Here is a 23,738-nt window from a genome sequence, read left to right as displayed (position 1 = left end):
GAGCTTATTTTTTTGTTTCGCTACCATCATTTGTGGCTAAAGCCACTAAATGCTGGATGGCAAGCTCTACGGAGCTTTGCCTAAGCGCCTCATTAGGAAAAATAAAAACAACTATTTTTCCATTATATTTTCCCAGGCTTAATATAGAAAACAGAGGAGATTTCGCATTGGCAACTAAGTATATTTTCGTCACAGGTGGTGGTACATCATCAATGGGTAAGGGTATTGTTGCAGCGTCTTTGGGACGTTTGCTCAAAAACCGTGGCCTTAAAGTAACTGTACAAAAATTTGATCCGTATCTTAATATTGACCCAGGGACAATGAGTCCTTATCAACACGGTGAGGTTTTTGTTACAGACGATGGTGCTGAAACAGACCTTGACCTTGGACACTACGAGCGTTTTATTGATATCAATCTTAATAAATACTCAAATGTAACTTCAGGTAAAGTTTACTCTGAAATTTTACGCAAAGAGCGTAAAGGGGAGTACCTTGGAGCCACAGTTCAAATGGTACCTCACGTTACGGATACATTAAAAGAAAAAATTAAGCGTGCAGCAACTATGACTGATGCGGATGTTATCATCACTGAGGTGGGTGGTACAGTAGGTGATATGGAATCCCTTCCATTTATTGAGGCTCTACGTCAAATGAAAGCCGAAGTTGGTTCAGATAATGTGATGTACATTCACACTGTGCCAATCCTCCACTTGCGTGCAGCTGGGGAGTTGAAAACAAAAATTGCACAAAATGCAACAAAAACATTACGTGAGTATGGTATCCAAGCGAATATGTTGGTGCTTCGTACAGAAGTTCCAATCACACGTGAAATGCGTGATAAAGTAGCTATGTACTGTGACGTTGATCCTGAAGCAGTTATCCAGTCTCTAGATGTGGAACATCTTTACCAAATTCCGTTAAACTTGCAAGAGCAAAACATGGATCAAATCGTTTGTGATCACTTGAAACTTGATGCACCTGCAGCTGATATGACAGAGTGGGCAGCAATGGTTGACCATGTGATGAACCTCAAGAAAAAAGTCAAGATTGCCTTGGTTGGGAAATACGTAGAATTACCAGATGCATATATCTCAGTGACAGAAGCATTGAAACATGCCGGATACCCAGCAGACAGCGATATCGAATTGGACTGGGTAAATGCCAATGACTTGGACGATAGCAATGCTGCTGCACGTTTGAAAGATGCACATGGTATTATCGTTCCTGGCGGGTTTGGTGAACGTGGATCAGAAGGTAAAATTTCGGCTATCCGTTATGCACGTGAAAACGACGTTCCAATGTTGGGGATCTGTCTGGGTATGCAAATGACATGCGTGGAGTTTGCGCGCAATGTTCTCGGCATGGAAGGGGCACATTCTTACGAATTAAACCCAGAAACACCATATCCAATTATCGATATCATGCGTGACCAAGTTGATGTTGAAGACATGGGAGGAACCTTGCGCTTAGGACTCTACCCATCAAAACTAAAAGCAAACACTAAAGCACGTGCGGCTTACAATGATGCGGATGTCGTTCAACGTCGTCACCGTCACCGCTATGAATTTAACAATAAATATCGTGAACAATTTGAAGCGGCAGGCTTTACATTCTCTGGTGTTTCCCCAGACAACCGTTTGGTCGAAATCGTTGAGTTAACCGATAAAAAATTCTTCGTTGCTTGTCAATATCACCCAGAATTACAATCACGTCCAAACCGTCCAGAAGAGCTTTATCAAGCCTTTGTTAAAGCTGCAGTGGAAAATATGTGAAAATAAAAATCCCTACTTAAGGTGGGGATTTTTTTAGTGCTTACTTTTTAATATTTTTTCCTATCATAATTTGATATACTGGATGCAATATTGAGAGGAGAAGCCATGTCAGAGTATCAACGTATGATTTCAGGACAACTTTATAGAGCATCTAAGATTGAAAAAGAGTATGATCCACAACCAGGAAGAGTACTTGCGCAAAAGATAAATCAAACCAGCCTAATGGATCAAAAAGAAATTATTGCTTTAGAGAAACAATTGTTTGGGAGTACAGGAAAATCTATTTATGTGAATCCGCCACTTCAAGTCGATTATGGTTTTAACACACACATTGGTGAAAATTTTTATGCCAATGTGGATTGTATTTTTTTGGATGTTGCACCAATCACTATTGGAGACGATGTAATGTTTGGACCTCGCGTAAGCCTGATTACACCATTGCATCCTATCGATGCAGCTGTTCGGGTTCGAGGGCTTGAATATGCAAAACCAATCACTATTGGCGATCGTGTATGGCTCGGTGCAGGTGTTATTGTGAATCCAGGTGTTAGTATTGGCGAAGGAACGATTGTAGGGGCAGGAGCAGTAGTTACTAAAAATCTGCCCGCACATGTCATCGCTGTGGGAAATCCGGCACGTATTTTAAGAGAAATTAGTGAGACAGATCAAGAGTATTGGGAGCTACAAGAAAAGGATTATTATGACACAAAAAAAGCAGATTAAAAACCTGCTTTTTTTGATCGGTCTTTGAAAGAGAGATTAATGCTTTGGTTCCACAACTCCGACTTTACTAATGAGTAAAACAAAAAGTCCGAATACCAGTGAGACAACCAAAGTGCTAAACGGCTTGTCAGCTACCCCAGCGAGTGCGGTCATGATGTAACCTACAACTTCGCCGATAACGGCTGACCAGAAAAGAGTTACAAGTACTTTCATAATAATTCTTCTTTCGATTTTTCTTCAAAATAAAGTATAATACTATTAGAGCTAAAATTCAAGAATTATGCGAAAAAAGTATAAAAACAAAGGAGAAAGGGGCCAAATGTTTGCACAACTCAACACCAAAACAGAGTACAGTTTTTTAGATAGTGTTGTCCGAGTAGATGATTATCTGAATATGGCAGAAAAAATGGGCTATAAACAGCTCGGCATTTGTGATGTCGGAAATTTACATGGTGCTTATCACTTTGCGATTGAAGCACAAAAGAGAAACATACAGCCCATTATTGGGGTTGAGCTTGTTTTTGAGCTGGACAGTTTACCTGTATCCTTTAGTTTTATTGCTAAAAATACTGAGGGGTATAAAAATCTTTTAAAAATCTCTTCCAGTCATAATTACGGTCGTCACCGTTTTTCTGATATTGAGAGTTTTTTAAATGATGTCGTTTTAGTGGTACCAGAGTCTTATGCGAATCTCTCAGCCCTTTCACAGATTCAAGCAGAAGTATATATTGGCATCTTGCCTACAGGTGCTGGAGGAACTTCGCTTCAGTTTCCGTACCTTCCTTTTCAGCCTGTGCGCTACTTGTCACAGGTCGATAATGAAAGCCTTGAAGTTCTACATGCGATTCGTGATTTAATACCTTACAATCAAGAGTTGACTTTGTCAAATGACCAACTTTTGCAGAGACCAGAAATTTACGAAAAATTATATGCTAAGAATTATCCTCAAGCCTTAGATAATCTTGAAAACTTAGTTGCAAATATTGCGTATGACTTTAGTGAGAAGTTAGGCTTGCCTCAGTTTGATAAACAAAGAATTGCAGCGGAGCTTCTTCGTGAAAGAGCAGAAGTCAATCTGCCTGCAGGAGAAGACTATCGTGCACGTCTCAATCATGAACTATCGGTCATCCATCAAATGGGCTTCGATGACTATTTCCTTATCGTTGCCGACTTATTACGCTATGCAAGTGAAAACGACATCTATTGCGGCATGGGGCGTGGCTCTGCTGCTGGGTCATTGGTGGCTTATACCTTAGGTATCACTCATGTTGATCCGGTGGCAAATAATCTCTTCTTTGAACGTTTCCTTAATCCGGAACGTGTAGCAATGCCCGATATCGATATTGATATGCCTGATACCAAACGGTCCGAGTTGCTTGCTTATATGAAGCGGCGTTATGGTAGCGACCATGTGGCGCAGATCGTGACTTTCTCGACCTTAGGTAAACGACAAGCTTTACGTGATGTCGGAAAGGCTTTTGGGATGAACGAAGCTGAGCTTTCTTCTCTCACACGCATGTTGAGACAACGGTTTGGTTCGCTTCGTGATGAGTACGAGGAAAATCCTAAACTTAAGGCTGAAATTTTACGCGACAGTCGATTGCAGAAGGTGTATGAGATAGCTACTCGTATTGAAGGCTTACCGCGTCAAACATCGACACACGCTTCGGGCGTGGTGTTAAGCCAAGAATCCTTGGTCAATTACGTGCCTCTAAAACCATCCGATGATTTGGCCTTGACACAATATGAGGCACCGGATGTTGAAGCAATTGGTCTGTTGAAAATCGACTTTTTGGGTTTACGAAATTTAACGATAATTGAGCGATTATGTGAATTAGTACAAAAACGAAAAAATGTTCACATCGATCCTTTGCACATAGATTTAGAAGATGACAAAACGTTAGCACTTTTCCGTGCTGGAAATACTCTAGGTATTTTTCAATTTGAGAATCCACAGATGAGACGTTTTTTGCGTAATTTAGCTCCAACAAAGTTTGAGGATATTGTTGATGCGACATCTATTTTCCGTCCAGGCCCTTCACAGTTTATTCCCCAATTCGTTGCCCGCCGACATGGACAGGAAAAAGTAGAAGTCATTGACGAGACACTGACAGAAATATTAGCGCCAACCTATGGCATTATGATTTATCAGGAACAGATCATGCAAGTTGCACAACGCTTTGCCGGTTTCTCTTTGGGTAAGGCTGACTTGCTCCGCCGTGCAATCTCAAAGAAAAAAGGAAAAGAATTTGAAGAACTCCAAGCCGAATTTTTAGCAGGAAGCTTAAAGTTGGGGCACACTGAAGCACAAGCGATGGAGATATATCGTCTGATTGAACGTTTTGCTAATTATGGTTTTAATCGTTCTCATGCCTATGCTTATGCTGCTCTAGCTTTTCAAATCGCTTATTTCAAGGCGAATTATCCCGATGAATTTTATGAGGTTCAGCTTCGAGACCGTAAAAGAGAGAGCATGATTCAAGATGCTTTGGATAATGATTTTCAAATGGAGCAACCTTCCATCAATCGGATGCCTTATCATGACAGAGTAGAAAATGGTAAAATCGCCTTGGGCTTAGCAAATGTACGGAGCATTCCACGAGATATGGCATTTTGGATTGTTGAACATAGGCCCTTTAGTGATTTAGCAGATTTGGTGAAAAGTTTACCTCAAAATTTCCAGAAAGAAGATTATTTGCTACCACTTGTACAGATTGGAGCTTTTGATGACCAAGACATGAACAGACGGAAGCTGGCTCAAAACTTATCAACTCTCATTGATTATAGTCAAAATATTCAACTGGATCTCTTCGGTGCATCTGCCTTAAAATTCTCTTTTCAAGATGCAGAAGATTATCTGCAATCCGAGAAATACGAGTATGAAAAGCAGTTTTTAGGTGTAGGGATTACGCCACACCCCTTGCAAACTTTAGCACTTAAACTGAAAACAAATTTTACAGCACTGACTGATTTGCAAAAAAATAAGCGAGCGACTGTTTTAGTCGAGCTACTTGCTGTGCGTACCCATCGTACAAAGACAGGAGAGACAATGGCTTTCCTATCCACAACTGACAGTAAAGAAAATTTTGATATTACACTTTTCCCAGAAAATTATCGGCGGTTTATGGCAAATCTCGAAAAAGGAAAATTTTATTTAATTTCTGGCAAAGTTTCTGAAAGGAATGATGCTTTACAGATGCTAGCTGATCGTGTCATCGAAGTAGAAGAGACAGACCGTAAACTTTGGTTGAATCTTGAAGATGCAAGTCATAATACGCATATTTCTCGAATTTTACGGGAGTTTCCTGGAGGAATACAAGTCATTTTGCATTTTGCTGACACAAAAAAAACCACACAGACTCAAGTCTATGTGGAAGAAAATGATTTACTTTTGAACAAGTTGAAAACCTATGTCTTAAACGCTGTTTATAAATAGCGTTTTTTCTTATGATCCCACATAACCATAGATGGAGAACCACATCAGCATTGCAGCACCAAGAACAAAAAGATGCCAGACCACGTGAGCGAAAGGGAATTTATAACGGTATATAATTGCACCGACAGAGTAAATTACACCTCCTCCAACGAGAAACCAGAAGCCATAGGCAGGCAGAAGCTGCCAGAGAGGGTAAATGGCAAAGAGGATGACCCATCCCATAACAATATAAAGGACAGTTGAACCTCTAGGCACGGTATTCCATCGTGGAAGGTAGATAGCTGTAACGACTATTCCCAAGATCGCACAAAGCCAAACAAGTGCTAACATTCCCCAGCCTAGCCAATTTCCTAATGTAACGAGGCAATAAGGGGTATAAGTTCCTGCGATGAGTAAAAAGATACCGCTATGATCAAAAACTTGAAAAACTTTTTGAGCGCGTGTAAAGTGTAGGCTGTGTGCCAAAGTTGAAAAGAGAAAAAGTAGTACAAGAGAGGCTCCATAAATTGAGAAAGCAACAATCTGTATCGGTGAATGATTGGCTACTCCTTTAAGTATGAGTAAAACAAGTCCTGTAATAGCAAGACCAGTGCCGACTCCGTGTGTGATGGCATTAAAGACCTGGTCAACAATTTGATAAGCGCGAGAAGCTGGCTTTTCCATTGATCTCCTTCTTTCCATAATAATTTCGCTTTCTAAAATCAAAATATTTATAAATTTGAAAAAGAGGATTAGCGAAATTGCAGTTCATTTGGTATAATATTAATATATATTAACATAGATTGTTTAGAAAAGAAATCGAAGTCTTTTTATTTTGATTTGGAGAAAATATGACAATTAAAATTGTGACAGATTCATCAATAACTATTGAACCAGAATTAGTAGAAGAACTTGATATTACTGTAGTTCCATTGTCGGTAACTATTGACGGGACAACTTACCTTGATTCAGACTTACCCTTGGACTCATTTATGGAAAAAATGAAGGCTTCTAAGGCATTGCCTAAAACAAGCCAACCTCCTGTAGGGGTCTTTGCAGAAAAATATGAAGAAATTGCCAGTGAAGAAGATGCGATTATTTCCATTCACATCACTGAAAGTTTAAGCGGTACAGTACAAGCAGCGCGTCAAGGGGCAATGCTATCTGGCCGTGATGTAACAGTTCTTGATAGTGATTTTACGGACCAAGGTTTGAAATTCCAAGTAGTGGAAGCCGCACGATTGGCTAAAGAAGGTCTTGGAAAAGAAGAAATCTTGAAGAGAATTAATCATGTACGTGAAAATACAGAACTGTTTATTGGGATTTCGACGCTCGAAAACCTGGTTAAAGGCGGACGTATCAGTCGTACAACCGGAATCGTGGGAAGTCTCTTGCATGTACGTATCGTGATGGAACTAAAAAACCGTGAGCTAGGTGTAATGACACGTGGACGTGGGAATAAGACATTTACCAAATGGCTAGATGAAACGGTAGAACACATCGCAAACTCTGGACGTAAAATTCGTGAGATTGGCATTTCACATGTAGAAGGACTTGATTTTTCTAATAAAGCGAAGGAAGCTTTGCAAAAATTTGTTGAAAAACCAATTTCTATCCTCGATACTAACTCTACTATTGCTACTCATACAGGACCGGGTGCTTGGGCTGTAATGATTGATTATGAATAAAAAACTGAAAATTATTCTTGAACTTGCTGGCTTTTTACTAGCAAGTTTACTTGTATTCTGTTTGCTTTCTTTGATGAGTACTCCAGCTGGCAACCGTTTAAAAGAAGAAGTACAGGATCAAGATAAAATCGTGAATTACGTGGCATTGGGAGACTCATTAACAGAAGGGGTTGGTGATGCAACAGGCCAAGGTGGTTTCGTCCCTCTTTTAGCAAAAGAGGTAGAAAACCAAACCACAGGAAAAGTAGAGTCACAAAACTTTGGTCATGCAGGTGATACAAGTACCCAAATCTATGAAAAAATGCAGGACAGAGAAATCCAAACTGCTATAAAAAATGCAGATTTTATCACTTTGACTGTTGGTGGGAATGATGTTATGAAAGTTATCCGAGATAATGTTGCTCATCTTTCAAAACTTAAAGAAAAAGACTTTGAACAACCTGCGCGTAATTATCAAAATGAGCTGAAAAAAATCTTTGAGACTATTCGGCTAAATAATCCTAAGGCTCATGTCTATGTTTTAGGGATTTATAATCCTTTCTATATGAATTTTCCTAATATAACAGCCTTACAAACAATCATTAATAATTGGAATATCGCAACAGAGGAAACGGTAAAAGAAGAAAAAAATACGAGTTTTATTGCCATCAACGATTTGCTTTACAAAGGAATCGGAGGGGAGAAAGGGATTTCTGAAAGTCAGTCTCAAATCAATGATCTCCTTTATACAGCAGATAGTTTCCACCCCAACAATATTGGCTATCAAATCATGGCTGATGCAGTATTTAAAGAATATCAGGTGATCAATGAAAAATAAAAAAACAATCTGGAAATGGCTCTTTCTTGCTCTATTAGCAATTAATCTTGGAACTTTTGCTTTTATTTCGAGCCGTGTATTTAATGTGCGGGACCAACAATCTTTGGGGCAAGTAAGTAAGCCTAAAGAGACGACAGAAGTCGCTAAAATAACGACTAATCGGGACCAGTTAAACCAGCTTATCAATACTTATCTGCAAGATTTTCAGACTTCAGACATGAGTTATAAATTCTATCTATCAAATAGTCAAGCTGTTTTAGAAGCTTCTTACCAACTTTTTGGCCAAAAAATTCCACTCTATATTTACTTTGAGCCTTTGGCTTTAAATGATGGTTCTGTTGCACTTCAGGTGAAGAATGTTTCGGCAGGATCATTGAACTTACCAACAAGTGCTGTTCTTGCTTATGTGAAGTCAAGCATTAAGCTTCCAGCCTTTGTAGAAGTCTTACCGACGAAGGATCAAGTCATATTACATCTACCACAACTTACTTTAGCAGATAATTTATATTTAAAAGCAAATCAGTTAGATTTAGTCAGTGGAAACTTTACTTTTAATTTGATGATTCAACCTTAAAATCAGCTAAAAACCGCAGAAAAACGCTGTTTAGGCTTGCAAAGGTTCACAACATTTGATAAAATGAAAAGTGCCTAATAAGAACAGGTAAAACAAAATATGGAGGACATTTTTAAAATGGCTAACAAACAAGATCTTATTGCTGAAGTTGCAGCAAAAGCTGGATTGACAAAAAAAGATGCTGAAAAAGCAGTTAACGCTTTCGGTGAATCAGTAACTGAATTCCTCGCAAAAGGAGAAAAAGTTCAACTTATCGGTTTCGGTACTTTCGAAACTCGTGAACGTGCAGCTCGCGAAGGACGCAACCCACAAACTGGTGCAGCTATCCAAATCGCAGCAACTACAGTTCCTGCATTTAAAGCTGGTAAAGCTTTGAAAGACGCTGTTAAATAATCTAGCGTAGAAATACTGATACCGTGGTTAACCATGGTATTTTTTATTGTCTTTGATTACAAAAATTTGTAGCTCTTGCATGTTTACTTACAGTAAAACAGAATGAAGATAACAGTTGAGTACATAATGATTTTCAAGCTGTAAAAAGCGAGAAAAAAGTGATAGAATGTAAGGATGAAAAAATGCTTCCGCTGCTTAAGCTAAGGAAGCTGCTAAATGTTATTCAGAAATGGGGAAACTAAAATCATTTACTTTGATAATTCAGCCACTACCGCTATAAATCCAGAAGTTTTACGCACATATACAGATGTAGCCAATAAAATCATGGGAAATCCCTCGAGCTTGCACAGTTTAGGAACAACTGCAACACGTCTTTTGGAGGCTTCACGCCGTCAAATCTCGGATCTACTTCATGTTAATGCAGAGGAAATTTTCTTCACGAGTGGTGGAACAGAAGGCGATAACTGGGTCTTAAAAGGTGTGGCATATGAAAAAGAAAGATTTGGTAAGCACATCATTATCTCAGCCATAGAACACCCTGCAGTTAAAAATACTGCAGCATGGTTAGCTACGCAAGGATTTGAAATTGATGAAGCACCTGTTGATGAACGGGGATTTGTTAAAGTTTCAGAGCTTGAGGCATTAATCCGCGAAGATACAATTTTGGTATCTGTCATGGCCGTAAATAACGAGATAGGCTCTATTCAACCGATCAAAGAAATCGCTAAACTCTTGGAAAATCGTCCTACCATTTCTTTCCACATCGATGCTGTCCAAGCCATTGGTAAAATAGCTGTTGAGGACTTTATGTTGGAACGTGTGGACTTTGCAACATTTTCAGCGCACAAATTCCACGGGCCACGTGGTGTCGGTTTTCTTTATATTAAATCAGGGAAACGCTTAGCCCCTCTTTTACATGGCGGTGGTCAGGAAAATAACAAGCGTTCGACGACTGAAAATGTTGCTGGTATCGCTGCTACAGCTAAGGCTCTTCGTCTTGCACTATCTGATTTTGATCATAAAGTTGAGAAAATTCGTCAAATGAAAGCAATCATCTTTGAGGAACTCTCTAAGCAAGAAAAAATTATCCTTTTTTCAGAAATGGATGACTTTGCTCCCAATATATTGACCTTTGGAATTCGTGGAGTTAGAGGAGAAGTTGTTGTTCATGCTTTTGAAAAACATGAGATTTTCATCTCAACAACATCTGCATGTTCTTCGAAGAAAAATGCTGCTGCCGGCACACTTATGGCTATGCATGTCAAACCTGATCTTGCAACCAGCGCTGTACGTGTTAGTCTGGACCATACAAATAATATGTTAGAGATTGAAGCCTTTCTTACAATCTTCCGCAATATTTATCAAGAAATGCTTAAAGTAGCGAATTGATAAAAGAATAAAAGCCCCGATTAAGTGTCGGAGCTTTTTTATCTGTTGTTTAAGTAAAGACGTGGCTAAATTACAACTATTGATGTTTCTCTTAAGTTAAGAGTTTAAGAATTAAAAATCATAGAGTTCTGTAGAGAGGTAGCGCTCGCCATTGTCGGCAGACAAGGTCAATACTTTCTTTCCTTTACCTAATTTTTTCGCAACTTCAAGAGCAGCCCAAATTGCTGCACCACTTGAAATCCCTACAAGGAAGCCCTGGCTAAAACCAATTTCGCGAGCAGTAGTAAAAGCTTCTTCCACAGGGACATCAATTACTTCATCATAAGAAGAAGTGTCCAAAGCTTTAGGGATAAAAGGAACACCAATCCCTTGAAGTTTATGGGGCTGTGGTTGCCCGCCTGTTAAGACAGGAGAACTTGCAGGTTCTACCGCATAACTTTTGAGCTTAGGATTTGCTTTTTTCAGTACATGGGAAACCCCAGAAATAGTTCCACCGGTTCCCGCACCAGCCACAAAAGCATCCAAACCTGTTTCACCAAAAACGTCCAGTATTTCTACAGCTGTTGTGGCTTCGTGAGCAGCTGGGTTAGCCGGGTTGTCAAATTGAAGTGGAAGGAACCATCCTTTTTCTTCTGCAAGATGCTCTGCTGTAGCAATAGCTTCATTCATTCCTCCAGCAGCTGGAGTTAAAATAAGTTCAGCACCGTAAGCTTGAATTAATTTACGGCGTTCAAGTGAGAAGGTTTCAGGCATGACAATCACAACTTTGTAGCCTAAAGCAGCTCCGACAAAAGCAAGTCCGATTCCAGTATTTCCAGAAGTTGGTTCAATAATAGTCCCACCTTCTTTTAGTAGTCCATCCCGCTCTGCTTGCCGAATCATATTGAGGGCAATACGGTCTTTTACTGATCCTCCAGGATTAAATGCCTCAAGTTTAACGTAAACCTCAGCACTGTCTTCAGGAAGATTGCGAAGCTTGATAATGGGTGTTTGCCCAATGAGTTCAGTAATGTTTTCATAAATTTTAGACATAGAGTTCTCCTTTTATCTTTGATGATCCTGCTTCTTATTATAAAACCTACTTTATCAGTTTTACATAAAAAAAGCGAATAAGCGCTATAAAAATATAATATCAAGGATTATATAGTTTTACATTAGATAATAAATAGTATATACTTAGAAATAATGAATATTTTATTTATGGAGTTTTTATAAGATGAATACAAAACACAAATTTTTATTTGGCGCAGCTGCTGTAGCCCTTACAAGTCTTGGGGCTGTGAAAGCACAAGCAATGTCAGTACAAGAGTTGGCTGAAGCAGCAACTCCAGTCGCAAACGAATATGGTCTTTACCCCTCTGTTATGATTGCCCAAGGTATTTTGGAAAGCAGTGCTGGACAAAGTGCACTAGCTGTAAATTATAATAATATTTTCGGTGTGAAATACACTTCAGGAAATCCAGTTTATTTGCCTACACAAGAATTTCTTGACGGACAAATGCATAATGTCGTGGAACCTTTCCAAGCTTATGCTTCAGTTGCAGAGGCTTGTGCTGCACAAGCACGTTTATTACGTGGCTCTTTCTTGTATTCAGGTGTTTGGCGTGAAAATACAAGCTCTTATCAAGATGCAACCGCTTGGTTGCAAGGACGCTATGCTACAGATCCAAATTATGCCTCAAAATTAAATGCTGTTATCGCGCAATATGGTTTAACAGCTTATGATGGCGGAGAAGTCGCTACAACTTCAACAACAAGCTATGTGACAACTACAACTTCTACAGATACAAGTTCATACGGTACACAAACTTATACTGTTCAAGAAGGTGATACAGTCTATGATATTGCAGCACACTATGGTGTATCAATGGATGCAATTCTTTCCCAAAATGGTCTCTCAGCTACAGATCACATCATGCAAGGTCAAGTTCTCCAGATACCAACAGCTGGGACTAGTGCAACGACGACAACTTCAACTACAAGTGCTTCAACGATGGCAACAAGCACCGTTTCTAGTTCTTATACTGTTCAATCAGGTGATACTTTAACATCAATTGCCTCTGTTTATGGAAGAACAGCAGATGAACTTGCCGCAATGAACGGTATTACAGGAAATATCTATCCTGGCCAAACATTATCTGTATAATAAAAAACATCTCTATATTAATATAGAGATGTTTTTTTGAGGGAAATTTCTGAAAGCTTACTAAGCTGAATATAAAAAAGCCCATGGGGCTTTTTATATTAGAAAAATGGATTATAAAGCTTTTCTTTTCCAATCGTTGTGCTTGGACCGTGCCCTGGATAAACCTTATAATCGTCGGGAAGGCTAAAAAGTTCTGCCTCAATGGACTGTAGTAATTGTGTGTGATTCCCACTTGGAAGATCTGTTCTTCCAATCGCACCAGCAAAAAGTGCATCACCGGAAAAAATAAGCTCCTCTTCTTCGAAAACAAGACTAATTCCTCCAATAGAATGTCCGGGTGTGTGGCGTACGTGGAATTTTAGCCCAGAGAGATTATAAGGTGTATCACAGACATAATATTCATCTATATTAGTCTTACAAGTGACAGGAAAGGGGAGCATTAAAGCTGAAGCATTAAGCTCGGGGTTTTTGAGCCACTCTTTTTCATTTTCATGTAGATAAACTTGAGCATTAGGATAGGCTTGCTTGAGGGTATCAAGCCCCATGATATGGTCAAAATGTGCATGAGTCAAGAGAATAGCAGTTAAAGGCTTGTCAATCTCTTGAAGTTTTGCAATAATTTTTTCTGGTTGACTGCCAGGATCAATAAGTATACTAAAAGCAGAATTGCTCAGGATATAAGCATTTTCCTGAGCAATTTCACTAACGATTTTCTCGATTTTCATAAATTAATTTCCTGTTACACTAAGGTCAGAACCTTGTTTTACGACATCGCTTGGCATTTGCCAGTCTGCAACAGATGTTGGATCAGGATATAAATCTGTCATCATTGCTTTGAAAACTTTAGCAGCGATATACATATTTTCGCCATAGACAGGTTGTAGTCTATTTTTATAACCGGTCCATACAGCCATAGAATACTGTGGTGTGTAACCAACAAAGTTTTCGTCTGGTGCCATTGAACCACCTTGGAGCTGAGCTTGCGTGATTCCAGCTGTTTCAAGAGCTTTAGGATATTCAGCATCATCGTAGTTGGAAGTTCCTGTTTTCCCTGCTTCAGGAAGGCCAGGAGTTTGTGCATAAAGACCTGTAGAAAGAGCAGGTATTGTGCCGTCATTTCCTTTGATAACATCTTTGAGGATATCAGTAATAAGATAAGCAGTTGAAGACTTCATCGCACGCGTACGCTCTGGCTCATAAGTTTTTGTCGAGCCGTCAGGCATTACAATTTTCGAAACATAGTAAGGTTTTGTGTAGATACCATCGTTCGAAAAAGCAGCATAGGCAGCAGCCATACGTTCAGAACTTGCACCATATTGAGAATCCCTGCTTCTTGAGTTGCTTGAAATCCCATTAGCGAAAGTCATAGTTCCTGGTTCAAAAATAGGGTCACCTTTGTCATCATATTTTCCTGTTTCTACAGGATACTTAAATCCGAGTTTGTTGGCAAAAGCAGTCGCATTGTCCAGTCCGACAGCATCCAAAGTTTTAATAGCCGGGATATTACGTGAAAGGGCTAAAGCTTGTCGTACGGAGATATTTCCTAGATACTGATTGTCCCAGTTGTTCAGTTGAATATTTTGAGCATCGGGATAGAAGTAAGGACCTGAGTCGGAAATGGTTTGGGCAGTGCTTGTATAAATACCATTTTCAAAGGCAGGTGCGTAGTCGATGAGTGGCTTCATCGTTGAGCCCCAGTCACGAGTAGATTCTGTTGCAGGATTTGAACCAAACACCGCGATTTCTTGCTTACGTCCGCCGATTTGGGCCGCAACGCCACCTGTCTGTGTATCAATCAAAGTTGAAGCAACTTGAAGTTCGTCATCAGTGAATGGTACAGAATCATTGGTATTGACAATATTGAACAGATCTTGCTGCGCTTTACTGTCAAGCGTAGTATAAATCTTTAAGCCAGCATTTGGCGCATCTGTTCCTGTTTCTTGATTGGCTTGCTTGATGGCTTCGGTGATGAAGTCATTGGCATATTCAGGAATGCTCACACCGCTCTTCAAGTCTTGAAGACCGTCATCGATTGGTGTATTGATGGCTTCATCTCTTTGTTTCTCCGTGATTTTACCATTGCGGTACATCGCATTGATTACCAAATCGCGACGATATTTCGCAGCTTCTGGGTTTTTATAAGGATTATAAGTATTTGGTGCTTGTGGCATACCCGCAAGTAGGGCTAACTGTGCGATAGACAAGTCTGTTAACGGTTTATTATAGTAAGCTTGAGAAGCTGTCCCCATACCGTAATAACCATTCGCCATATTGACTTTATTGACATAAGCAGTAAAGATTTGCTCTTTTGACCATTTTTGGTCCAGCTGTAAGGCAAGCCAAGCTTCTTGAATTTTGACTTTCATGTTTTGGTCAGCTGAGTCAGTAGAGAAGAAAGACAGTTTAATCAACTGCATATCTAAGGTAGAACCACCTTGCATATGTCCACCGCGTAAGTTATTGACTAAAGAACCAGCAATACGTATTGGGTCAACACCACGTGTATTGAAAAAGCGGCGGTCCTCAATCGAGGTTACAGCATTAACAAGCATGACAGGTATATTATCAGTCTGTACTAAATCACGTTGTTCCGCACCAAGAGTAGCAATTACCTTCTCATCCTTGTCATAAACGACCGTTGATGGGGGTGACTCCAATTTGCTCATATCTAATTTTGGTGCATCTTTTGCGTAATAAATAAAGAGCGCACCAGCAGCAACAAAAGTCAGAATAATTGTTGAAAAAATCAGAATTAAAGCCCATTTCAATGTTGAAATGAGAGATCTTTTAACTGCAGTGTTTTTATTTCGATTCATTTTTGATTTTTTTCGTTTGTTAGTAGGAATTTTAATTCACCTCGCAAAGTTGATTAACGATATCCAAGTAAGGGATTCTAGGAATCTGATTTGATGGGATTTGATAAGCATGTTGCTTAATATAATCAAGAGGAATAGACTTTAAGCCTTTTTTTTCTTGATAAAAACGAATCAAATTCTCAGATGGCAAGTAGTAAGTTTCGTCCAAAGAGGCAAAGTGTAAGAGCACAAAGGCAATGCCTTTTTGTTCAAGGACTTTGGACATATGGACGATTTGATGCTCATGAAAATTTTTCAGAGGAAAACTTGTCTTCTGATGGGTTTCCTTAGCTTCAAAATCAATATATCTTCCCTGATAGACGCCAGAATAATCTGTAGTTGAAGCCTGTCTAAAGTAGGCTTCGGTAATTTTAGCACGGCTACGTTGGGGATAGTCAACCTTTACAATTTGGATAGGAGTGGGTTTTTTATGAATCACAGCGATATCATGTGCAAGATAATAATCATTAGTCGCATTGATCTCTGCTTCAAAGTTCATACCACGTTTACCAAATTTTACTGCCGATTTAGATTTTACCATATTCGGAGTACTTTTCGCAGCGTTATGCACCACTTTTTTCTCTGTTTGTTTTCCTGAAAAATTTTTTCTTTGTTTATTTAATCCTTGAGGATATTTTAGCATGTGTGTTTTTCCATATATTAAATTGTTACTTCTATTGTATAATGTAATTATAGCAAAATATTTGTTTTTTGATTATTATTATTGGGTTTAGAGTATTATTAAATAAAAACTAACCAAAAAACTAACCAAGCAATTAAAATGTGTGTAATAAAATTTTAAAAATAAAGAGCTGCTGATTAAGACTTTTCAGTAGCTTTTTACTTTGCAAATTTTTAAGTATCCTATATAGTACTAATTTAAAAGTTTATAGAGTGACTGATACTCTCAATTTTATAGAATAAATCTAAACCATTTTGGAAGATTGAGCTATATTTACTTCAAATATGTAGTGATATACGACGACCTCTTTAGTAGTAAGATGCAATAATAAAAAAATAATTTAGTGGGCAAAAAGTGGGCAGAATAAAAATTGATAAAAGTATAAAATTAAGTCTCACTTTTTATATCATTATGTTATCGGAGATATTAGTGTTATACTAAGCTAGTTGTAGGTCAGTGCTTATTTCAAAAATTTGTACTTTCCTACAACTTATAAAATATCTAGCTATAGAGCGTAATCTATAGCTAGATTATTTATCAGAAAAGAGGCATCTCTCACATATCGGATGTCTCTTTTCTGTATGATTAGGCATTATACAAATATTTTAATCTATAAGGTTTATATCACTTTAAATATATTAAAAATATTTCAAAAGTCAGTTGAGTTTCTGATTATTGGCATTTCATTCATGAACGAAGATTTTTTATGTCAATTTGACAAAAACAAATAAGCATGATACTATGTATTAAGTAAGTTTAGTCAAAGTTATATATTTTAAATGTTTTCTTTAACCATAATGATTTACAATCTAGTTGAAAGGAAATATATATACTATGACAAAAGGAACAGTAAAATGGTTTAATGATGCTAAGGGATTTGGCTTCATTACAGCTGAAGATGGAGCAGATGTGTTTGCACATTTCTCAGAAATTCAAAGTAACGGCTTCAAAAAACTTGAAGAAGGCGAAAAAGTTACATTTGATATGGGCGAAGGTCAACGTGGACCACAAGCTACAAATATTAATAAAGCTTAATGGTAAGGCACTCTTTGGAGTGCTTTTTTTAACCAAAGCACAAGGGAGAGTACTATTAGTCTTAAAATATATTGGCGAAAAAATTGTGTTTCTAGTAAGCAGGCACTTTTATGGTTTGAAACTCATAGAATTGCAATAGAATGTATCGAAATTACAAAAATAACTCATAATGAATTGATAAAACTATTATTATTAACGGATGGTGGATTTGATGATATTTTGAAAAATAGGCGTACAATGAAGGGGAGAACAAAAGCAACCATAAAAACATTAGACGCAATGTCATTTGAAGAAGCTATAGATTACCTCGTGGATCACGTGGAAATACTACAAACTCCAATTATTGTTGATAAAAATCAACTCTTTGCAGGTTTCAATGGAAGCGAAATACGTCAGTTTATCCCAAGTATTAATAGAAAACTAGACATGAGAAGAAATAATGATTAAGGCAATAGAGAATAGAATTATAAAAGGAGAAAAATGTTAAGAAATTTTATACTGAAGAGATGTGAAGAAAAAGTTAAAGTTGAAAATAAACAGCTGAGAGGGATTAATAATAAATTACTCAAAAAAGTGAAACGATTGGAAGTAGAGAATAATATCATTCGAAGTAAGTTTATGAATTTAAAGTAATACGTTTATTGGGAAATTAGGTTAATTTAGTTAAGTGTGCTACAATGAGGATAGTATTTGAATAACATCCATTAAGGTAATGGACTTATATAGATCAATGTTACTTTGTGGAGTTTGTTAGCTTTTATTTATTAACGCGGGATGGAGCAGCTAGGTAGCTCGTCGGGCTCATAACCCGAAGGTCGTAGGTTCAAATCCTGCTCCCGCAATATGAAGATGATTTCCCTGCTTCGTCGGGGATTTTTATATTAGTTTGGATATGAAATAATAATTTGTTATATATTTAGAATATATAACTTACGAAGAATACAGAATGGCTGATAAAATACATAAATGTAAAATAGACGAGGAATGAAAGGAGGAGGTATTTGGGAATAGCAAGAACTAAACAGCAGATATCAGTAATATTTGAAAAACCATTGAGTTTAGTAAATTATGAATTAGCAACGATGAGGAAAAACATAAATTTTAAAGAATACATATTTGATTCTAGATATAAAAAGCAAACCTATGTGAATATGTACGGCTACTATAAGTATTTAAATTATTGTGAATAACTTTAATTTCAAGTATTGATTGGAAAATTTGTAGCAAGTAGGTTTACTATTTCATTAAAGGATTTTTTACTCAAAAAGAGTACTTCAGAAAGGATAAATAAGATGCAAAAAGGAGATATCATTAAATTATCAAACGGACAAAAAGCAACAGTAGTTACAGCAGATACTGATAAATTTAAAAATATTATCATTGTAGAGCTTGAAGATCATGATGTACGGGTGGTTGATCGCGAGACGTTAACCCTTGCACCTGCTAAATACCATGACAATTTCGGCTCTCACAGCAAAATATGGTAATATAAAGCATTATGGTAAAATGAATTTAAAGGTTGGTTAGCCTTAATAAATAAGCGATCATAGTTTTTTAAAAATAAGAACTAACCAAAAAACTAACCAAGCAATGACAATGTGTGTATTTTAAAATTTATAAAGTAAAGGGCTACTGTATAATACAAGGATAAGTAGCTTTTTACTTTGTGAAATTTTATTCATGATAATTATTTTAGCTCTTTTATTGCATAATACGCTTACATTTTGTTACAATGAGTGTACACAATTCCGAGTCCTCCTCGCACCTTCTAAGTTAGTATATATTTTGTATCACAAGAGGAGGCTTGCACTTATTTTGTGTATAATATTTATACCATGAGTATTTATTAAAGCGTCTACTTTTTGTAGGCGTTTATTCTGATATAATAGAGTTGGCAATAAAAAACAAATAGAAGAAATATTTTTCTGCTACACTAAGTCATGCTTTGCCAACGTGGCTTTTTAATTGATTGGATGAGTTGATAGGACATATAAATTTGTTATAATTAAATTACCCTATAAAATACATTTGAAGTATTTAGCTCCTAGTTTTATGACTGGGAGTTTTTTTGATAGCTTCTGATAGGTCAAGTTCATCAAGAAATATCTGGTGAAAATAATAACAAAAACACAGAAGAAACCTACATTTCTTCTGTGTTTTTGTTATTAAAAATAAAAATTCAATTAAATTAAATAAAACAAACGTTTGTCAATAAAATTGAAGTTATATTAACTAATGTTTTAAACAATATGATTTAAACTGTATAAAAAACAAGCTTTTTTTTATTATATAATAAAAAAAAATTTTTTTCAACCTTATATTTAAATAAAATGAAGAAACTATGTGTTTGATTATTACAAAGTTAGTTATCTAATCCTTGATTTTTTATAATCAATACCCTTAAAAAGGGAGTTATTTTATAAAAACTTCAATTTTTTGGAAAGTTTATTGTTACAACGTCACATCATATAAAGTAGGAGAAATCATGGAAAACTATAGCGAAATCAATCAAAGGGATCTGAGTAATTTTGAAACGGAATTGAGTGGAATTATTCAAGAAGTAGAAGAAAATAAAAAGAAGCTTGAATTTTTGGAAAAAGAAAACGAACAATTGCGTTTAAAGAACGCGAATTTAGAAAAAAATGAAATCAACTATATCAATACCTTAAAACAAAATACATTGAAAATTCAAGAATTAGAGAAACAGACTCCAATTGGGCTTTCTGAAAAAGATTTGGCAGAGGTGATGCTTGATGCTAAACGTGTAGCTAATGATATTGTTCAAAAAGCGAAGGAAGAAGTCAAGGCTTTCGAACATCAAAAACAGGCTGCACTGAATAGTATGAGACAAGAAGGGCAACTTTTACGAGAAGATATTGTGAATTTTAAAATGAAAGCTGATCAAGATCTTAACCAATGGATTGAAAGTTTAGAGGTACTTATTGGAAGTTCTGAACAATAATATTCACTGTATTCGATCTTTTGCTCATGAGGTAAGAGGAAATGATTAAACTTTATAGAGGAGAAAGTCGTAAAGAAGCAGAGGAAATATGTCTGTTTATGTTAGATTCTTTTGGACCCTCACAAGTCCTGCAAGAATTAATGAAAAAGCAAGGCAGAGTGTATGATGATTTTGATGTTTCTCTTTTAAATAAAAAATATTACTTCACGCTTCAAAACTCAGACTTAACCCCAAACTTTTCTACCTTCCCTGTATTAAATTTTTTAGAAGAACTTGAACATATTTTTCCTCAAATTATTTGGACGAAAATAATGCAGGACCCGCTTCATCGTTATAAAGTTGAGTTCATTCCCGTTTCTTTTTACAACCGTAGGCAAGGAGAGGAAGATGGGGTTTTGGCAGATTGTTTGGAAGAGATGGGCTATCATGCTTCCAATCTCATTCCAACTTTTCGTATGAAAGTTGAAGAGGTGTTCACTAAACATGAGAGAAACCGTTCATATGAATTTTATCCTTCTTTTGAAAAACAAGTAAAAAAAAATGAAGAAGATGAACTGCATGAATCTGACATAAAAGAAAAAGATACAGATATTATTTTACAACGCTTGAGGAGCCTACAAGAAAAAGTAAAAAAGACGAGTAGTGAGCAAGCATCAGTTCAAGATAAAGAACAGCATTCGGATAAAAAGAATCAAAATAAACACGAAAAAAGAAAAGAAAAAAAGAGAAGCTCTCGGTTAAAAATAATGTGCTTAGCTGGTGGGATAGTCACTTTTATTGTTCTTCTTTTATTTGTTCTTTTGCAATTTTATGGCATACGTACGATAGAAGGGGATTCAATGAAACCTCTATTAAATGACAAGGCAATTATTGTTTTAGAGAAACATCCCAGTACATTAAAACGCCAAGATATTATTGCATTTAATGTCCCTCAGATGGCCAATAAAGAGTTTGTGAAAAGAATCATTGCCTTACCAGGTGATACAGTATATGCGACGCAAGGGAAGCTTTATGTGAATAATCGTTTATCGTCTACGAATTATACAGAACCAGTCACGGAGGACTTTACCTTGAAAGAAATAAGTGGAAGAGAAACAGTACCTGAAGGGAAACTATTTGTGTTGGGTGATAATCGTTCTCACTCCACAGATAGCCGTAATTATGGCTTTGTGGATCAAAAAGAAGTGAAAGGAAGAGTGTTAATAAAATGAAAATGGATTTAAAACGATGGCTTAGGAAGAGAAAAAGAAGCTTTACTGTTTTGAGTGTCCTCACGATTTTAGGACTTCTTATCACATTATCGAGTATTGTTATTCCTAAAATTATGGCAGGGGATACGGTTGTCTCTGATCTTGTTCTTCAAGCAGAGGCAGAGGATGAGTCAATCGCTTTAACAGTGACAGACAGCAATCAAGAGGATACCAAAATAGTTGTTCCTCTTCCAGAAGGTGTCACTTATCAGTCGAATTCCAATCCGAGTATTGGTGTGACACAGGATACAGTCAATAATCAGTTGGTTATTGACTGGGTAGAGGGACAAGAGAAACAAGTCACGTTACAACTTGAAGCTAAGGAAGAGGGGAGTTATGATTTCACAGCACGTACTGTACGTGAAGGGAATCCGGTTACTTCTTCACCATGTTCGGTTGCTATCCAGAGTCAAGATACTAGATCGGATTCTGATGAAGGAACCAAAGAATCTTCTTTAGAAGCATCTGATAGCAGTACGCCTCCTACGCTATCTAATGAGGATACAGGTAAAAAAGAAATATCAGATCCAACTCAAGAAATAGAGACTTCAGAAGAAGAAACTAAAGATTCAAATACAGATAAGCAAGGTAATGATATAAGTTCTACTGAAAACAGGAGCTCTAAAGCTTCTGGCCCAATCCAATTAATTAACGGAGATTTTGAGGATCCAGTTATGTTCTCTACACCTAGTAGTTCTCCTGGGGACAAAAATAAAGACTGGAAATATTATACTGATGATGAGCTAAAAGTAAATGGGAAATATACATGGCGCTCAGCTCCGGTTTCTGGAAATAGAACACCTTATGTCGAATTTCATGGGGATAATTATCATAACGCGAATAATAGTTGGGGACAAGATAAGAAAGGTCCTAAATCATTTAACGGTAAACAACATGCAGAACTAGTAGCAGAGGATAAAACAATGCTTTACCAAGATGTTGATACGACACCTGGTGTTACTGTCAAGTGGAGAGTTGCGCACAGAGGTTTATGGGGGACAGATACAGCAGAAGTATGGTTTGGTAAACCGAATAGCTCAAATCCGGAGGCAGGATTAGTAAAAATAGCAACAATGACTAGTCCTAATACTGAATGGAAGATATATAGTGGAGAGTATACAATTCCGGCAGGACAAACGGTAACACGTTTTGGCTTTAAAGCAATATCTGCAGGTAATGCTACAGTAACGGCAGGTAATTTACTGGATGACATTCAATTTGGTACACCATCAGTTTTAACATTAGAAAATGCTATTACGACAGATCATTCAGTTGAAAACAATATAATTAATGAAAATGAAAATTTTGATTATAGCTTCACGATGAATAACTCGGGTGGGTTGAAGGCTGTAGTTAAAGATGTTACTGTAACTCTACCAGATAGTGTGACGTATGTACCGGGTACAGTAATTGATGGCCTCACCAATATTACTTTTGAAAATGGTGTGTTGAAAGGAGAATTGATAGAAGATGAAATAACTCCTAATGTCCCTCAAAAAATTACGATTCCGTTGAAGGGGGTAAAGGATAGTGGGAATCAACGTATATCTCCGATAAAAACAACCATGAGTTATGATGATCTTGGATTTGAAACCACTCCTAAGAAAATTGATATAGAAAATAATGATTTAATTATTCAATCAGATGCTGCACCAGTTACGGTAAAGTATCAAGACAGCAAAGGCAACGATTTGGCTCCTTCTGAGATATTAAATGGGAAAGTAGGCTTACCTTATAACTCGAAGCCCAAAGATATTAAAAATTGGAAATTAAAGGAAACACCAAGTAATGCTTCTGGTTTGTTTTCTAATGAAGAACAAACAGTTATTTATATCTATACTTCAGCTATCTTAAGATTCTATGATGTTCCAAGTGAACTGAGTTTCAATGAAACTAAAATATCCTCCAAGACAGAAACCATCTCAAGACAAGATCCAAATTGGAAAATCATTGTCGAAGATACACGATTAAGTAAGAGAAATTGGCGAGTTACCGCTCAACTTGTGGATCAATTTAAAGATAGTTCAGGACAACCTT

22 protein-coding genes and 1 tRNA gene are annotated in these 23,738 nt (G+C 37.0%); 16 read left to right on the top strand and 7 right to left on the bottom strand.

Going from position 1 to position 23,738, the window contains the following annotated elements; all coding sequences use genetic code 11:
* Positions 1-4: 4 nt before the first annotated feature.
* Positions 5-193, bottom strand: coding sequence for a hypothetical protein (locus BZZ03_RS11905; protein WP_143466333.1), 189 nt, complete (start codon positions 191-193; stop codon positions 5-7).
* Here BZZ03_RS11905 and BZZ03_RS05140 point away from each other — a divergent pair.
* Both BZZ03_RS05140 and BZZ03_RS05135 read left to right on the top strand, forming a co-directional pair.
* Complete coding sequence (locus BZZ03_RS05140; protein WP_061413691.1) at positions 168-1,772, top strand: CTP synthase; 1,605 nt, start codon at positions 168-170, stop codon at positions 1,770-1,772. The genes BZZ03_RS11905 and BZZ03_RS05140 overlap by 26 nt on opposite strands.
* Before the next feature lie 105 nt (positions 1,773-1,877).
* Positions 1,878-2,495, top strand: a complete 618-nt coding sequence (locus BZZ03_RS05135) for a sugar O-acetyltransferase (protein WP_086582707.1) — start codon at positions 1,878-1,880, stop codon at positions 2,493-2,495.
* A gap of 36 nt (positions 2,496-2,531) precedes the next feature.
* On the opposite strand, the gene BZZ03_RS05130 is transcribed toward BZZ03_RS05135, so the two are convergent.
* A complete protein-coding gene (locus tag BZZ03_RS05130; RefSeq protein WP_017369403.1) occupies positions 2,532-2,708 on the bottom strand; it encodes a DUF2929 family protein in 177 nt (58 codons plus the stop codon).
* Positions 2,709-2,814: 106 nt separating this feature from the next.
* On the opposite strand from BZZ03_RS05130, the gene BZZ03_RS05125 reads away from it, so the two are divergent.
* Positions 2,815-5,931, top strand: a complete 3,117-nt coding sequence (locus BZZ03_RS05125) for a DNA polymerase III subunit alpha (RefSeq protein ID WP_086582706.1) — start codon at positions 2,815-2,817, stop codon at positions 5,929-5,931.
* 9 nt (positions 5,932-5,940) lie between these two features.
* Here BZZ03_RS05125 and trhA read toward each other — a convergent pair whose 3' ends face one another.
* A complete protein-coding gene (trhA, locus tag BZZ03_RS05120) occupies positions 5,941-6,594 on the bottom strand; it encodes a PAQR family membrane homeostasis protein TrhA (RefSeq protein ID WP_019292642.1) in 654 nt (217 codons plus the stop codon).
* Between the two features lie 167 nt (positions 6,595-6,761).
* Here trhA and BZZ03_RS05115 point away from each other — a divergent pair, with 167 nt between their 5' ends.
* From BZZ03_RS05115 to BZZ03_RS05095, 5 genes are all read left to right on the top strand, one after another.
* Positions 6,762-7,598 (top strand): DegV family protein, encoded by an 837-nt coding sequence (locus BZZ03_RS05115; protein ID WP_019292641.1) that lies wholly within the window; start codon positions 6,762-6,764, stop codon positions 7,596-7,598.
* A complete protein-coding gene (locus BZZ03_RS05110; protein ID WP_191672896.1) occupies positions 7,591-8,415 on the top strand; it encodes an SGNH/GDSL hydrolase family protein in 825 nt (274 codons plus the stop codon). Before BZZ03_RS05115 ends, BZZ03_RS05110 begins: the two co-directional genes overlap by 8 nt.
* Positions 8,405-8,989 carry a YpmS family protein gene (locus BZZ03_RS05105; RefSeq protein ID WP_086582704.1) on the top strand — a complete coding sequence of 195 codons (585 nt, stop codon included), beginning with the start codon at positions 8,405-8,407 and terminating at the stop codon, positions 8,987-8,989. The genes BZZ03_RS05110 and BZZ03_RS05105 overlap by 11 nt, the downstream gene beginning before the upstream one ends.
* A gap of 117 nt (positions 8,990-9,106) precedes the next feature.
* Positions 9,107-9,382 carry an HU family DNA-binding protein gene (locus tag BZZ03_RS05100; protein WP_003133973.1) on the top strand — a complete coding sequence of 92 codons (276 nt, stop codon included), beginning with the start codon at positions 9,107-9,109 and terminating at the stop codon, positions 9,380-9,382.
* Between the two features lie 243 nt (positions 9,383-9,625).
* On the top strand, positions 9,626-10,771 hold the full coding sequence (locus BZZ03_RS05095; protein ID WP_198943947.1) for a cysteine desulfurase family protein: 1,146 nt from the start codon (positions 9,626-9,628) through the stop codon (positions 10,769-10,771).
* A 111-nt stretch (positions 10,772-10,882) separates the two neighbouring features.
* Here BZZ03_RS05095 and cysK read toward each other — a convergent pair whose 3' ends face one another.
* Positions 10,883-11,803 carry a cysteine synthase A gene (gene cysK / locus BZZ03_RS05090; RefSeq protein WP_086582702.1) on the bottom strand — a complete coding sequence of 307 codons (921 nt, stop codon included), beginning with the start codon at positions 11,801-11,803 and terminating at the stop codon, positions 10,883-10,885.
* A 184-nt stretch (positions 11,804-11,987) separates the two neighbouring features.
* On the opposite strand from cysK, the gene BZZ03_RS05085 reads away from it, so the two are divergent.
* A complete protein-coding gene (locus BZZ03_RS05085; protein WP_019292636.1) occupies positions 11,988-12,917 on the top strand; it encodes a glucosaminidase domain-containing protein in 930 nt (309 codons plus the stop codon).
* Between the two features lie 98 nt (positions 12,918-13,015).
* Here BZZ03_RS05085 and BZZ03_RS05080 read toward each other — a convergent pair whose 3' ends face one another.
* The 3 genes from BZZ03_RS05080 to recU are packed head-to-tail and all read right to left on the bottom strand — an operon-like array spanning position 13,016 to position 16,415.
* Positions 13,016-13,642, bottom strand: coding sequence for an MBL fold metallo-hydrolase (locus tag BZZ03_RS05080; RefSeq protein ID WP_086582701.1), 627 nt, complete (start codon positions 13,640-13,642; stop codon positions 13,016-13,018).
* A gap of 3 nt (positions 13,643-13,645) precedes the next feature.
* A complete protein-coding gene (locus tag BZZ03_RS05075; RefSeq protein ID WP_086582700.1) occupies positions 13,646-15,733 on the bottom strand; it encodes a transglycosylase domain-containing protein in 2,088 nt (695 codons plus the stop codon).
* Positions 15,734-15,764: 31 nt separating this feature from the next.
* Positions 15,765-16,415, bottom strand: a complete 651-nt coding sequence (gene recU, locus BZZ03_RS05070) for a Holliday junction resolvase RecU (protein WP_019294163.1) — start codon at positions 16,413-16,415, stop codon at positions 15,765-15,767.
* An 873-nt stretch (positions 16,416-17,288) separates the two neighbouring features.
* Here recU and BZZ03_RS05065 point away from each other — a divergent pair.
* The 7 genes from BZZ03_RS05065 to BZZ03_RS05030 form a co-directional block, all read left to right on the top strand.
* A complete protein-coding gene (locus tag BZZ03_RS05065) occupies positions 17,289-17,489 on the top strand; it encodes a cold-shock protein (protein ID WP_014025159.1) in 201 nt (66 codons plus the stop codon).
* Between the two features lie 54 nt (positions 17,490-17,543).
* On the top strand, positions 17,544-17,936 hold the full coding sequence (locus BZZ03_RS05060; protein WP_308203557.1) for an ArsC/Spx/MgsR family protein: 393 nt from the start codon (positions 17,544-17,546) through the stop codon (positions 17,934-17,936).
* A gap of 321 nt (positions 17,937-18,257) precedes the next feature.
* Positions 18,258-18,331 (top strand) — tRNA-Met (locus tag BZZ03_RS05055).
* A gap of 450 nt (positions 18,332-18,781) precedes the next feature.
* Positions 18,782-18,976 carry a bacteriocin gene (locus BZZ03_RS05045; RefSeq protein ID WP_086582698.1) on the top strand — a complete coding sequence of 65 codons (195 nt, stop codon included), beginning with the start codon at positions 18,782-18,784 and terminating at the stop codon, positions 18,974-18,976.
* Between the two features lie 998 nt (positions 18,977-19,974).
* Positions 19,975-20,451, top strand: a complete 477-nt coding sequence (locus tag BZZ03_RS05040) for a hypothetical protein (RefSeq protein WP_086582697.1) — start codon at positions 19,975-19,977, stop codon at positions 20,449-20,451.
* Between the two features lie 41 nt (positions 20,452-20,492).
* A complete protein-coding gene (gene lepB, locus BZZ03_RS05035; protein ID WP_086582696.1) occupies positions 20,493-21,662 on the top strand; it encodes a signal peptidase I in 1,170 nt (389 codons plus the stop codon).
* The coding region (locus BZZ03_RS05030) for a MucBP domain-containing protein (protein WP_233128958.1) at positions 21,659-23,738 on the top strand (2,080 nt) is incomplete at its 3' end. The genes lepB and BZZ03_RS05030, both read left to right, overlap by 4 nt.

Origin of the sequence: Lactococcus petauri (assembly GCF_002154895.1) — a bacterium.
Classification (GTDB): Bacteria; Bacillota; Bacilli; order Lactobacillales; family Streptococcaceae; genus Lactococcus; species Lactococcus petauri.
This window is presented reverse-complemented; position numbering and strand designations above follow the sequence as displayed.